Genomic DNA, 13,255 nt, shown 5'->3' with positions numbered 1-13,255 from the left:
GTAGGGAGCTACTGCTGGACCGGGCCGCGCGGGCGCAGCCCGTACATACCGCCGTCGACGGCGAGCGCCGTGCCGGTGGTCGAAGCCGAAAGCGGACTGGCGAGATACACGATCGCGTTCGCGACCTCGTCCGCCGTCACCAGCCTGCCCATCGGCTGACGAGCGGCCAGCGCGGCCCGCTCGGCCTCCGGGTCGCCGGCGGAGTCGAGCAGCCTGCCGACCCACGGGGTGTCCGCGGTGCCGGGGCAGACGCAGTTGACGCGGATCCGGTCGGCGAGGTGGTCGGTCGCCATCGCCAGGGTCAGCGAGAGCACCGCGCCCTTGCTGGCCGAGTACAGCGCGCGGTTGGGCAGGCCCGCCCACGCGGCGATCGAACAGGTGTTGACGATCGCCGCCGACGGCGAATTCTTCAGATGCGGCAACGCGGCCCGCGCGAGCCGCACCATGCCGACGACGTTGATGTCGAGCACCCGGTGCCATTCGTCGTCGCTGTTCGAGGCGACGTCGCCCTGGGCGCCGATACCCGCGTTGTTGACCAGGACGTCGAGCCTGCCGAAACGCTCGGCGACCGCGTCGATCGCCGAACGGACCTCGTCGTCGGAACCGACGTCGCAGCGGAACCCGGTGAGCCCTTCGGGGAGGTCGTCCGGTTTCAGGTCGAGCACCGCGACCGTCGCCCCGCGCGAGGCGAGCAGATCCGCGGTCGCCCTGCCGATGCCGGAGGCACCGCCGGTGACGGCGGCGACAAGGCCTTCGAACTCACTCACTGTCGATCTCCGTCCATTCTGGACCGTCGGGGAAGGTGAACCGGCGCAGGGTCGCGTCGTGCATCCGTGCCGAGAAGCCCGGCGCGGAAGGCGCCAGGTAGCGGCCGCGGGTCACGACGGCCGGGTCGGTGAAGTGCTCGTGGAGGTGGTCGACCCACTCGATGGACCGGTCGACCTCCGAGCCGGACACCGCCGCGAAGTCGAACATCGACAGGTGCCGCACGAGTTCGCACAGCCCGACCCCGCCGGCGTGCGGGCACACCGGGACGTCGAATTTGGCCGCCAGCAACAGGATCGCCAGGTTCTCGTTGAACCCGCCGACCCGGGCGGCGTCCAGCTGCAGCACCGAGATCGCGCCCGCCTGCAGCAGTTGCTTGAAGACCACACGGTTCTGGACGTGCTCACCGGTGGCCACGCGGATCGGGGCGAGCGCCTTGGCGATCGCGGCGTGCCCGAGCACGTCGTCCGGCGAGGTGGGTTCCTCGATCCAGTACGGGTCGTACGGCGCCAGCTCGGTCATCCAGGCGATCGCCGACGAGACGTCCCAGCGCTGGTTCGCGTCGACCGCGACCCGGATGTCCGCACCGACGGTCTCCCTGGCGATCTTCATCCGGCGGACGTCGTCCTCCAGATCACCGCCGACCTTCAGCTTGATCATCTCGAAGCCGTCCGCGACGGCCTGTTCGGCGAGCCGGGCGAGTTTCGCGTCCGAGTAGCCGAGCCAGCCGGGGGAAGTGCTGTACGCGCGGTATCCGTCGCGCTCGATCTTGGCGATCCGCTCGGCGCGGCCGGGCTCGGCGGCGCGGAGGATGTCGAGCGCCTCCTGCTCGGTCAGCGCGTCGGACAGGTAGCGGAAGTCGACGAGGGACACGAGGTCCTCGGGCGACATCTCGGCGGCGAAGCGCCAGACCGGGAGCCCGGCGACGCGCGCGGCGAGGTCCCACGCGGCGTTGACCACCGCGCCGATCGCCATATGCGAGACACCCTTTTCCGGGCCGAGCCACCGCAGTTGCGAGTCGCCGACCAGTGCCCTCGACAGCGCGCCGAGCGCGGCCGCGTCGGTCGGCACGTCCAGGCCGACGACGTGCGGTTCCAGCGCGCGGATCGCCGCGGCCTGGACGTCGTTGCCGCGGCCGATGGTGAAGGCGAGGCCGTAGCCGTCCGGGCCGCCGTCGGTGTGCAGCACGACGTACGCGGCCGAGTAGTCCGGGTCCGGGTTCATGGCGTCCGAACCGTCCAGCTCCCGCGAAGTGGGGAAGCGGACGTCGAGCACCTCCATGCCCACGATCTTCGCCATCACGCCTGCCTGACGGTCTGGCGCTGGCGGCCGAGGCCGTCGATCTCGAGCTCGATGACGTCACCTTCCCGCAGGTACGGCTTGGGATCGGGCCGGCCGAGCGCGACGCCCTGCGGGGTACCGGTGTTGATGAGATCGCCAGGGCGAAGCACCATGAACCGACTCAGATAATGCACGATCTCGGCGACCGTGAAAATCATGTCCTTGGTGGACGAGTCCTGTTTCTTCTCGCCGTTGACCCACAGCCGCAGGCCCAGGTCCTGCGGATCGGGCACCTCGTCGGCGGTGACCAGCCACGGGCCGAGCGGATTGAAGTTCTCGCACGACTTGCCCTTGTCCCAGGTGCCGCCGCGTTCGAGCTGGAACTCGCGCTCCGACACGTCGTTCGAGACGGTGTACCCGGCGACGTACTCGAGGGCCTCTTCGGCGCTTTCGAGGTAGCGCGCGGTCTTGCCGATGACGACGCCGAGCTCGACCTCCCAGTCGGTCTTGGTCGAGTCACGCGGCACGAGCACGTCGTCTTCCGGGCCGACGACGACGTCTGCGGCCTTCATGAAGACGACCGGCTCGGTCGGGACCTCGGCGCCGGACTCCTCGGCGTGCTGCCGGTAGTTGAGGCCGACGCAGACGACCTTGCCGGGTCGCGCGATCGGCGCGCCGACCCTGGCTCGCGCGAATTCGGGACCGGCTTCGGGCAGCTCACCGGCGGCCAGCGCGGCCGCGACCCTGGCGACCCCGTCGCTCGCGAAGAAGCTGCCATCGATGTCGGCGGTCAGCCCCGAGAGATCGCGCACCGTGCCGTCCCCGGCACGTACGAACGGACGCTCACTCCCCGGCTCCCCGAGTCGCAACAGCTGCACGGATTTTCCCTTCCGGCCGAACCGTCAACAATCAACGGCTCCAACAGCAACGAACAGACATCCGATGTATACCCGACGACCTCCGGCAAGATCTAGGGGTCGCCGGGATTTGTGTCGAAAATTGATCGGATCAGTCTTGCGAAGTCCGGGTGGCGAGACTCACAGTGGGAATAGTTACCTACTCTAAGCAAGTTGTTCCTCGCGGAACCGTGTGCTGGGGAAGGAAAGAGCATGACCATCGCGCCCGAGCGAGTGGAAGAAATCGTCGCGCAACGACCGCCCATGACCGGACGCGCCCGGTTCGTCCTGATCCTCGGCGGCCTGTCCGCCTTCGGGCCCCTGTCCATCGACATGTACCTGCCCGCGCTGCCGCAGATGGCAGGCGAACTCCGCGCCGCGGACGCGACCGTCCAGCTGACGCTCAGCGCGTTCATCATCGGGCTCGCCCTCGGCCAGCTGATCCTCGGACCGCTGTCCGACGCGATCGGCCGCCGCAAACCGCTCGTCGCCGGCCTCGCGCTCTACATGGTCGGCTCGATCCTGTGCGCCGTCGCCCCGACCGCCGAACTGCTCATCGCCGCCCGCGGCGTGCAGGCCTTCGGTGCCGCGGCCGGCATCGTGATCGCCAGGGCGACCGTGCGCGACTTCTACTCCGGCACGGCGATGACGAAGTTCTTCTCGCTGCTGATGCTGGTCAACGGGCTCGCCCCGATCCTGGCGCCGATCATCGGCGGCCAGATCCTGAACTGGACCTCGTGGCGCGGCGTGTTCGTCTGCCTGACCGTGTTCGGCGCGATCCTGCTCGCCGTCGTCTTCTTCCTGCTGCCGGAACCCCTGCCCGAGGAACGCCGCACGCCGGCGCGCTTCGGTTCCGTGATGCGGAAGTACGCGAGCCTGCTCCGCGATCGCCCTTTCCTCGGCTACGCGCTGGCCTCCGGGCTCATGTTCGGCAGCCTGTTCGCGTACATCTCCGGCTCGTCCTTCGCACTGCAGGGTGTCTACGGGCTCAGCCCGCAGGCGTACAGCCTGGTGTTCGGGCTCAACGGCATCGGCATCGTGCTCGTCGGCCAGCTGAACGGGCGCATCGTCGGACGTTTCCCGGAGCGGACACTGCTGACCGTCGGCCTCGTCATCGCCGGGGTGGCCGGGTTCGGCGTGCTCGCCGCGACCGTGCTGGACCTCGGCCTGATCGGGCTGCTGATCCCGCTGTTCATCCTGGTGTCGAGCATCGGCATGGTGGCGCCGAACGCGAGTTCGCTGGCGCTCGCCGAGCAGGCGCGGTCCGCCGGTTCGGCGTCGGCGCTGCTGGGCGTGCTGCAGTTCGTCGTCGGCGGGCTGGCGACGCCGCTGGTCGGGCTGGGTGGTCCGGGTACGGCGGTCCCGATGGGGATCGTGATGGCGGCCTTCGGCGTGCTCGCGCTGCTGGCCTTCGGGACCCTGACGCGGCCCTCGGTCGCTTCGGTGCCTTTGGCGGTCGCGCAGGAGGCCTGACCCCCTGAATCCTGACTCGGCGCGTGTTATGAACGGGACTTTCATCTCAAAATTTGCCATGAAAGTCCCGTTCATAACATCCCGAAGGATCAGACAAGCCCCTTGAGATCAGCCGTCTCCAGCTGTTCCGCGGTCACAGTCGCGCGACCGTCGACAAGGGCCTTCAGCGCGTCCCCGTCATCCCACTGGTTGACGTTCATCGCGGCCGTCACCTGCCCGTCCCGCGTCCAGAACGCCGTGAAGTCCCGCGCCGCGAGATCACCGCGCACCACCAGCTGATCGGTTTCGGGATCGGCGAGGCCACGGTATTCGCAGCCGAGGTCGTACTGGTCCGAGAAGAAGTACGGGCTCTTCAAGTACGGCTCGGTCTCCCCCAGCAGGTTCCCCGCGACATGTTCGCCCTGCCATTTCGCGTTCGACCAGTGCTCGACCCGCACGCGTTTCCCGTACCGAGGATGGAAATGCGCGGCGATGTCGCCGATCGCGTAGACGTCGGGCGCGGCCGTCCGCAGACCGGCGTCGGCGCAGACACCGCCGTCGTCGGACAGTTCCAGTCCGGCGGCGTGCGCGAGGTCGATCCGCGGGGCGGCGCCGACGGCGACCAGCACGACGTCCGCGGGAAGCTCGTCACCGCTCTGGAGACGGACGCCGGTCACCCCGTCCGGACCGCCGGTGAACCCCGCGACACCTTCACCCAGCCGCCAGTTCACCCCGTGCGCGGTGTGGAGGTCCTTGAAGACACCGGACACCTGCTCGCCAAGTACCGCGTGCAGCGGCGAGCTCACCTGGTCGACCACGGTCACCTCGGCGCCGTGTTCCCGGGCGGCCGCCGCGGCTTCGGTGCCGATCCAGCCCGCGCCGACGATCACCACCCGTTCGGCGTCCTTGAACGCCGAACGCAGTGCCAGCGCGTCGTCGAGAGTCCGCAGGGTCCGCAGGCCGGGGAGGTCGCCGCCGGGCACCGGCAACGACCGAGGCCGTGAGCCGGTCGCGAGCACGAGCCGGTCGAAGCGGTGCTCACCGCCCGCGTCGTCGTGCACGAGCCGCGAGCCGAGTTCGATCTTGGTCGCGGTGGCACCGCTCCGGAAAGCGATGTCCTTCTCTTCGTAGAAACCCGCGTCGTGCACCCAATCGGGTTCATCGGTATTGCCCATCAGCAGCCCTTTGGACAACGGCGGTAATTCGTACGGGCGATGCGTGTCGGTACCGAGCAGCAGGATTTCACCCGCGTAGCCACGTTCTCGCAGCGTCCCGGCGGCCGTCGCCCCCGCGAGGCCGGCACCGACGATGACGATCTTCCTGGGTTCGGACACAAAGACCTCCCGGGCAGGCGTTCCCTCGGACGCTACTCCGGTCCACCCTCGTCCGGCCTAGTGAAACCCGAAGTCGATCACAGGACGCACGGTCGGTTAACCCATCAGTAGGAATGTGGCGTAACCCGCGTCACGGCCCCGAAACCACCTCGTCCCAGCCACGAACGAGAAAGGGAGACCATGGGATACGGGAGGATGAGGACGTTGGCACCGCGGGACGAATGGTCGGTCGGCTGCCGGGATCTCGCGGGCAGGCGCCGGGACGTGACGGTGTTCGTGAGCAGCGACAAGATCGTGCTCGTGGCTCCGCCCGGCGAGGCCGCCGTACTCGGGCCGCTGGACGTGGGGCGCCTGCGCGCCGCGCTCCGCGACGCCGTGGTCGCGGTGGCCGAACATCCGGATCACAGTGAATGACAACTACCGTTCCTACTTCTGAGTAGGTAGAGTCGGCCCCGTTCGGAAGGAGCCGGCCATGACCACCTACTTTGTGACGGGCGCGACGGGTTTTCTGGGAAAACGCCTGGTCGCACACCTACTGCGGCGACCTGAGACCGTAGCCGTCCATGTTCTCGTGAGGGAGACCTCGCGCGGGAAGCTCCCGAGCCACGAGAAGCTCGTTCCCGTCACCGGCGATCTGACCGAACCCTCGCTGGGCATCGATCCCGCCCGCCTGGGCCACCTCGACCACGTCGTGCACCTCGGCGCGATCTACGACCTCACCGCGGACGAAGCGGCCAACCGCGCGGCCAACGTCGACGGCACCCGCAACGTCCTCGAGTTCGCCGCGGCCGCGAACGCCGGCCTCTTCCACCACGTCTCCTCGATCGCGGTGGCCGGGCAGTACGCCGGACGGTTCACCGAGGCCGACTTCGACCTCGGCCAGAGCTTCGCGTCGCCGTATCACGCGACGAAGTTCGAGGCGGAGAAACTCGTGCGACGGCACGGGAAAACGCCGTTCCGGGTGTACCGGCCGTCCGCCGTCGCCGGCGATTCGCGCACCGGCGAGATGGACAAGATCGACGGCCCGTACTACTTCCTCCCCGCGATCTCGCGGCTCTCCGCGCTGCCACGCCGTCTCCCGCTGGCCGCGCCGGATCTCGGCGCCACGAACATCGTCCCGGTCGACTACGTCGTCGAGGCGATGGAACACCTCATGCACGTCGACGCGCCCAGTGGCAGCACGTACCACCTCGCGTCGCCGCGCCCCCAGCCGCTGCACGAGGTCTACAACGCCTTCGCGCGGGCCGCGAACGCGCCGAAGATCTCCGCCGTCCTCCCCTCACGACCGTCCGGAGCGCTGAAGCGCGCCGGAACCCGGCTGGCGAAATCCGCGGCCGCCGGATTCGACCAGGTCCCGGGCGGGCGTTCGGCCCGCGCGGCGGTGCTGACGGAACTCGGCATCCCGCTCGAAGTCCTGCCCCATCTGAGCCTGGAGGTCGACTTCGACACGAGCGCGACCACGGCCGCCCTCGACGGCAGCGGGATCACCTTGCCGCCGTTGAAGGAGTACGCCGGTCCGCTCTACCGGTACTGGCTCGCGCACCTGGACCCCGATCGCGGCCGCCGCCGTCCGGGGCCGGAACCGCTCGACGGCCGCAAGGTGCTGATCACCGGCGCCTCGTCGGGCATCGGGCGCGCGTCCGCGCTCGCCGTCGCCGCGAAGGGCGGCGAAGTGATCCTCGTGGCCAGGCGCGCCGACGACCTCGAAGAGGTTCGTGAGCAGATCGTCGCGGCGGGCGGGAAGGCGTCGGCGTATCCGTGCGACCTCACCGACGGCGACGCAGTCGACGCTCTGGTCAAGGACGTGCTCGCCGCGCACGGCGCCGTCGACATGCTGGTCAACAACGCGGGCCGCTCGATCCGGCGCTCGCTTTCGCTGTCCACCGAACGGTTCCACGACTTCGAGCGCACGATGGCGATCAACTACTTCGGCCCGGTGCGGCTGACGCTGGGCCTGCTGCCGTCGATGACCGCGCGCGGGTTCGGCCACGTCGTCAACGTGACCACCCAAGGACTGCAGACCGACACACCGCGGTTTTCCGCGTACCTGGCGTCGAAGGCGGCGCTGGAGGAGTTCGGGCTGACCGCCGGCCGGGAAACGCTTTCCGACGGCGTCACCTTCACCTCGGTCCGCATGCCGCTGGTGCGCACCGACATGATCACGCCCACCGGGTCCTACCGCGGCATGCCGTCGAGCTCCCCCGAGCGCGCCGCCGCTCTCGTGGTGAAGGCCCTGGAGAAACGACCGGAGATCCTGAACCTGCCCGAAGGCACGGCCGCCGAGTTGGTGACGCTCGTCGCACCGAAGACGGCTCGGTTCTTCGCCCATCTCGTCTACCGCGCGATGCCGGAGTCCGCGCCGGAATCCCGTGGCCTGCCCCGGAAGGCTCCGCTCGCGTCGGTGGCGGGCGCGGTCACCAGGCTGGTCTGGCGCCGTCGTCCCTGACGTCGCTGCCGCCGGGCTCGATCGGGGGACGCCCCCGGCCGCTACCATCGGTTTCCGATACGCCGGGGGGTCGGCGGGCACGGGCCGAGGCAGTGACGAGCGGGAAGGGGCAGTGTGGACGTCGCCAGTCCCCCGGTTTCGGCCGGACCGGACGTGGCAGTGGTACGTCCGTCCCGGACAGTGCTGCGGCTTTCGCTGCACGCGGCCTGGGTGCTCGCACTCGCCTTCGCCACCGAACTCCGGGTGGGACGCTTCGGTTTCCACCCGTCTGATCAGGGCTTCATCCTCGCCCAGGCGTGGCGGGTGATGCACGGCGAGGTCCCGCACTCCGACATCATCTCCGCGCGGCCGCTGGGTTCGGCGTTCCTGCACGCCGTCGACTTCGTACTGCCGGGGCCGCTGTTCTTCGTCTCCAGCGTGCTCAGCATGCTGGAGATCATCCTGGCGACCATCGCGTTCGCCGTGCTGGTCACCCGTCGCCGGGTCCGTGACTGGGGCCCGGGGCTCACCGGGCTGACGGCGGCCGCGTCGCTGCTGAACCTCAACGCCTTCCCGCTGATGGCGTGGCACACGATCGACGGGATCTTCCTGACCGCCTGCGGCTTCTGGGCGCTGGATTCCGGGCTGCGCGAAGGCAAGGCGTGGCCGCGACGGCTCGGCCTGGTGCTGCTGGGCGCCGCGGTGTTCGTCAAGCAGAGTTTCGCGCCGGTCCCGGTGATCGCGCTGTGCTGGTTGCTGCTGCACCCTTCGCTGCGGGAGGGTGCGTTCCGCGTCGGCCGCTGGTGGGGACGCCTGGCCTGGGATCTGCTTGCTCTGGGCACTTTTCTGCTCTTCTACATCGGACTCGTCACCTTCGACGGCGGGCTCGGCGCGATGGCCGAGCAGCTCACCGGCGGCCTTCCCGCGTACGGCCAACGGCTTCTCGGTCTGTGGCTGGAAAATCCCGAGACCCTGTTGCGGGCCCCGGTGCGGGGCTTGACCTTCTTCGCGATCGCGGGAGCACTTCTCGCGCTGCTCGGGCACTTCCGCGACCGCGCCGGATTCACCGGCGCGATCGTCGCGCGGCTGCTGCTCTTGGCGGGTGTGGCGGTGGTGGTCGGCACTGTCGTCGACGGGCACTTCACCGGCGCGTCGCGCTGGGCGGACGTCCTCTGGTGGATCCTCGGTGTCGCGCTGCTGGTGAACTGGGTGGCGAAGGGGCGGTTGCGGTGTTTTCCCCGAATGGGCGCGCTGGTCTTCGCGACCGGGTTCATGACCAGCCTGTCCTGGGGTAACGACACCCCGACGCTGTTCACCGGGACACTGGCGCTGACGGCGATCCTGGAGCTGTCGGACGCGCTGCCGCCACTGCCCGAGCCGCCCCGCCCGCTCGGTCTGCTGGCCGCCACCGCGATGGGCATGGTCGCGGTGCTGGTGTCGGGCTGGGCCGTGATCGCGCACCACGACAAGGCCGCGTACTTGGACATGGCGCACGAGAAGCTGACCGGTGACCTCGGCACGGTGACGCCGTCGATGCGCGGGATCCGGACGAACCCGGGCACTTTCGCCTACATCTCCCAGATCCACGACTGCGTCACGCGATTCCCCGCGGGGCGGACAGCTGTCCTGCCCGACAACCCGTTCGCCTATCCCGCTTTCGGCCTGCGCAACCCGTTCCCGCTGGAATGGCCGCTACCGCTGGAAATCGTCGCCGACGCCCCACAGCGCATGCTCGCGACGGCCGACGAACTCAACCGCGACGGCGACTACCTCGTGCTGTTCCAGACGGTGAGCATGCCGACCCTGGCCAAGGGCGGGCCGGTGCCCGCCGAGGTCGCGGGCGACGCGCCGATCTTCGACTACCTCGGGCTGGAGAACGCGCTGAGGTCGCGGCTCACCGGGCAGACCGTCACCTGCGGCAGCTTCATCGGCAAGTGGATGCCCCGCCCCTGACGCGTTTCGGGCAGTCAGTCGACGCCGGCGTCCTCGGGGCGCCCGGAAGCGAGACCGGCCAGGACGTCCAGAGCCGCGCCGAGCGTCTCGAGAGGCGGCGACGAGACCGCGAGCCGCACCGCGTTCGGGGCGTGGCCGGGGACGACGGCGAACGCGGCCGCCGGGGTGACCGCGATCCCGCGCCGCGCGGCCGCGGCGACGAAGGTTTCGGCACGCCAGTGTTCCGGGAGTTCCCACCAGCAGTGGTACGCCGCCGGATCGGCGCGCAGCGTGAACCCGGCCAACCGTGCCGCCGTCATCCGCTGGCGTTCGGCCGCGTCGAGCCGTTTCGCCCGTTCGACGGTTTCCAGTGTGCCGCCGGTGATCCACCGGGTGGCGGCTTCGACGGCGAACCGGGGCGCGACCCAGCCGCCCGAGCGCACCGCCGCGGCCAGCCGCTCCGTCCATTCCGCCGGGACGGCGAGGAATCCGGTGGTCAGCCCCGGGGCGAGCCGTTTGGACATGCTGTCGGTGAACACCGTGCGCTCCGGCGCGTACGTCGCGAAAGGAGCGATCTCGGGCCGAAGGAAGGTGTAGATCCCGTCCTCGATCACCGGGATGTCCAGCCGGCGCACGGTTTCCGCCAGCTCGACGCGCCGAGCTTCGTCCATTGTGGACCCGAGCGGATTGTGCAGGGTCGGCTGGACGTAGAGGGCGCGGACGGACGTGGCTTCGAGCGCCTCGGGAATGAGACCCTTGTCGTCGGTTTCGACTGGCACCAGCTGGACGCCGAGCCGCCCGGCGAGCGCCTTGACCACGGGGTAGGTGATGGCCTCGACGGCGAGCCGCTCCCCCATCGGCACGAAGGCGGCGATGGCAGCCGCGATGGCTTCGCGGCCGCTTCCGGCGAAGAGGATTTCCGGCGTCCAGCCGTCCTTCGCGAACAGTCCGGCGACAGCGTCTCTGGCCTGCTTCGAGCCTGTGACGCTCCCTGGCCGCAACGCCGCTGTCAGGACGTCGTCCCGCAGGAGCGGCTCCAATGCCTTCCCGACCAGCGCCGATTGCTCCGGGAGGACGGCGAAGTTGAGTTCGAGGTCGACCGTCGCGCCGCCCGGCTCGGCGAGCGCGGTCTCCAGCGGCGGCCTCCCGGCGCGGACGAACGTGCCCCGGCCGACCTCGCCGACCACGACACCTCGCCGGACGAGTTCGCCGTAGACCCTGGCGGCGGTCGAGTTGGCGATTCCGCGCTCACGGGCGAACCGCCGCTGCGGAGGCAGCCTGTCGCCAGGACGAAGCCTGCCCGCCTCGACATCGGCGGAGATCTCGTCCGCGACTATCCGGTAGTCCTCCATGCCTCCCCTTCGATCGCACCGAGAACGCACGCGGAATTGCACCGCGAAAGCGCACTGCGGATGATGCCATCGAAGGGCGATGTGAGCCGACTGCGACCTACGGAACACCACACCGGCGGACTACTAGGTTAGCCTAACCTGCGTGGAGACCGTGGAAACCCTCACCGAGCAGCGCACGACGTCACGCCTGCACGCGGACGCCCTGACGCTGGCCTACGACGGCCGGACCGTGGCCGAAGACCTCGGGGTGGTCATCCCCGACCGGTCTTTCACCGTCATCGTCGGCCCGAACGCCTGCGGCAAGACGACCCTGCTGCGCGCGCTCGCGCGGATGCTCAAACCCCGCCAGGGCTCGGTGTTCCTCGACGGTCAGGTGATCAGCTCCTTCCCCGCCAAGGAGGTCGCCCGCAGGCTCGGCCTGCTGCCGCAGAGCTCGATCGCGCCCGACGGCATCACCGTCGCCGACCTCGTCGCGCGCGGCCGGTACCCGCACCAGCGCCTGCTGCGCCAGTGGTCCCGAGAGGACGCCACCGTGGTCACGGAGTCGATGCGCGCCACCGGCGTCGACGACCTCGCCGAGCGGCTGGTCGACGAACTGTCGGGCGGCCAGCGGCAGCGCGTGTGGATGGCGATGGCACTCGCGCAGGAGACCGACCTCCTGTTGCTCGACGAGCCGACGACCTATCTGGACATCGCACACCAGATGGACATTTTGGACCTGTGCGCGCAGCTGCACCAGGAGCAGGGCCGGACGCTGGTCGCGGTGCTGCACGACCTCAACCACGCGGCCCGCTACGCGACGCACATGATCGCGATGCGGAACGGAGAGGTCCTGGCGACAGGTACACCTGAAGACGTCGTGACCGCCGACAACGTCGAAAAAATCTTCGAACTGCCGTGCCGGGTCATGCCGTGCCCCGAAACCGGGACCCCGCTGGTCATCCCGAAGGCGGGCCGCCGCGCCGCCTGAGGTTCGTCCGGACGACCGCCCCGATGGACGCACGCGGCTCCGACCCACGGCGCTAGGTTGACCTGGGGAGGTTCCATGTCTCAAGAAATCTGGTCCGAAGTAGACGAGTACATCTTCGACGCGCTCATCCCGTCCGATCCGACCCTCGACGCGGCTCTCGCCGCCTCGACGGAGGCGGGGATGCCCGCCATCGCCGTCGCCCCGAACCAGGGCAAGCTGCTCCACCTGCTGGCGAGGATGATCGGCGCCCGCTCGATCCTGGAGATCGGCACACTCGGCGGCTACAGCACCATCTGGCTCGCCCGCGCCCTGCCGCCCGAAGGCCGTCTCGTGACGCTCGAGTACTACCCGAAATTCGCCGATGTCGCGCGAAAGAGCATCGACGCCGCCGGTGTCGGCAAGCTCGTCGACATCCGCATCGGGGAGGCGCTGGACCTGCTGCCCGGCGTCGAAGGCCCGATCGACCTGACGTTCATCGACGCGGACAGGGTCAACAACCCCGCCTACTTCCAGGAGGCGCTGCGGCTGGCCCGGCCGGGCGGGGTGATCGTGATCGACAACGTCGTCCGCGCCGGGAGGGTGGCCGACGCGTCGAGCACCGCCGACGAGATCGTGGGACTCCGGCGGATGCACGAACTGATCGCCGCCGAACCTCGGGTCGACGCGACCGCGCTGCAGACCGTCGGCATGAAGGGATACGACGGGCTGACCGTCGTCCTGGTGACTTCCTAGCGAGGGGGGTCGGGGGGGGGGGGGGGGGGGGGGTTGTGGGGTAATCCCCCAAAACACAAAACACACACCCCCCCCCCCCCCCCCCCCCCCCCCCGCGGGCCGCCCAAACTAGAATA

At 69.6% G+C, this 13,255-nt stretch carries 11 protein-coding genes; 6 read left to right on the top strand and 5 right to left on the bottom strand.

All coding sequences use genetic code 11. The features are described 5' to 3' along the window. Window positions 1–8: 8 nt before the first annotated feature. Genes ACZ6YV_RS35895 through ACZ6YV_RS35885 form a run of 3 tightly spaced genes read right to left on the bottom strand, consistent with a single transcriptional unit; the run spans window position 9 to window position 2,924 of the window. Window positions 9–767 carry an SDR family NAD(P)-dependent oxidoreductase gene (locus ACZ6YV_RS35895; protein WP_465513844.1) on the bottom strand — a complete coding sequence of 253 codons (759 nt, stop codon included), beginning with the start codon at window positions 765–767 and terminating at the stop codon, window positions 9–11. Further along, the gene (locus ACZ6YV_RS35890) at window positions 760–2,064 is read right to left on the bottom strand and encodes an enolase C-terminal domain-like protein (RefSeq protein WP_465513843.1); all 1,305 of its coding nucleotides are present in this window, start codon (window positions 2,062–2,064) and stop codon (window positions 760–762) included. Before ACZ6YV_RS35890 ends, ACZ6YV_RS35895 begins: the two co-directional genes overlap by 8 nt. After that, complete coding sequence (locus ACZ6YV_RS35885; protein ID WP_465513842.1) at window positions 2,064–2,924, bottom strand: fumarylacetoacetate hydrolase family protein; 861 nt, start codon at window positions 2,922–2,924, stop codon at window positions 2,064–2,066. The genes ACZ6YV_RS35890 and ACZ6YV_RS35885 overlap by 1 nt, the downstream gene beginning before the upstream one ends. 231 nt (window positions 2,925–3,155) lie before the next feature. On the opposite strand from ACZ6YV_RS35885, the gene ACZ6YV_RS35880 reads away from it, so the two are divergent. Further along, a complete protein-coding gene (locus tag ACZ6YV_RS35880; protein WP_465513841.1) occupies window positions 3,156–4,415 on the top strand; it encodes a Bcr/CflA family multidrug efflux MFS transporter in 1,260 nt (419 codons plus the stop codon). An 89-nt stretch (window positions 4,416–4,504) separates the two neighbouring features. On the opposite strand, the gene ACZ6YV_RS35875 is transcribed toward ACZ6YV_RS35880, so the two are convergent. Next, entirely contained in the window at window positions 4,505–5,728 is a 1,224-nt protein-coding gene (locus ACZ6YV_RS35875; RefSeq protein ID WP_465513840.1) for an NAD(P)/FAD-dependent oxidoreductase, read from the bottom strand. A gap of 195 nt (window positions 5,729–5,923) precedes the next feature. On the opposite strand from ACZ6YV_RS35875, the gene ACZ6YV_RS35870 reads away from it, so the two are divergent. From ACZ6YV_RS35870 to ACZ6YV_RS35860, 3 genes are all read left to right on the top strand, one after another. Then, on the top strand, window positions 5,924–6,142 hold the full coding sequence (locus ACZ6YV_RS35870) for a hypothetical protein (protein ID WP_039922712.1): 219 nt from the start codon (window positions 5,924–5,926) through the stop codon (window positions 6,140–6,142). A gap of 58 nt (window positions 6,143–6,200) precedes the next feature. Further along, window positions 6,201–8,174 carry an SDR family oxidoreductase gene (locus ACZ6YV_RS35865; protein WP_465513839.1) on the top strand — a complete coding sequence of 658 codons (1,974 nt, stop codon included), beginning with the start codon at window positions 6,201–6,203 and terminating at the stop codon, window positions 8,172–8,174. Between the two features lie 114 nt (window positions 8,175–8,288). After that, the gene (locus tag ACZ6YV_RS35860) at window positions 8,289–10,106 is read left to right on the top strand and encodes a hypothetical protein (RefSeq protein ID WP_465513838.1); all 1,818 of its coding nucleotides are present in this window, start codon (window positions 8,289–8,291) and stop codon (window positions 10,104–10,106) included. A 14-nt stretch (window positions 10,107–10,120) separates the two neighbouring features. Here ACZ6YV_RS35860 and ACZ6YV_RS35855 read toward each other — a convergent pair whose 3' ends face one another. Next, complete coding sequence (locus ACZ6YV_RS35855; RefSeq protein WP_465513837.1) at window positions 10,121–11,437, bottom strand: aminotransferase-like domain-containing protein; 1,317 nt, start codon at window positions 11,435–11,437, stop codon at window positions 10,121–10,123. A 142-nt stretch (window positions 11,438–11,579) separates the two neighbouring features. Between ACZ6YV_RS35855 and ACZ6YV_RS35850 the strand changes: the two genes are divergently transcribed. Further along, the gene (locus ACZ6YV_RS35850) at window positions 11,580–12,407 is read left to right on the top strand and encodes an ABC transporter ATP-binding protein (RefSeq protein WP_465513836.1); all 828 of its coding nucleotides are present in this window, start codon (window positions 11,580–11,582) and stop codon (window positions 12,405–12,407) included. A gap of 75 nt (window positions 12,408–12,482) precedes the next feature. Further along, on the top strand, window positions 12,483–13,139 hold the full coding sequence (locus tag ACZ6YV_RS35845; RefSeq protein ID WP_465513835.1) for an O-methyltransferase: 657 nt from the start codon (window positions 12,483–12,485) through the stop codon (window positions 13,137–13,139). The last annotated feature ends 116 nt before the right edge of the window (window positions 13,140–13,255 follow it).

The organism is Amycolatopsis sp. NPDC102522, assembly GCF_055584485.1.
The sequence above is the reverse complement of the archived record's forward strand: the minus strand, read 5'-3'. Positions and strand labels throughout refer to the sequence as shown.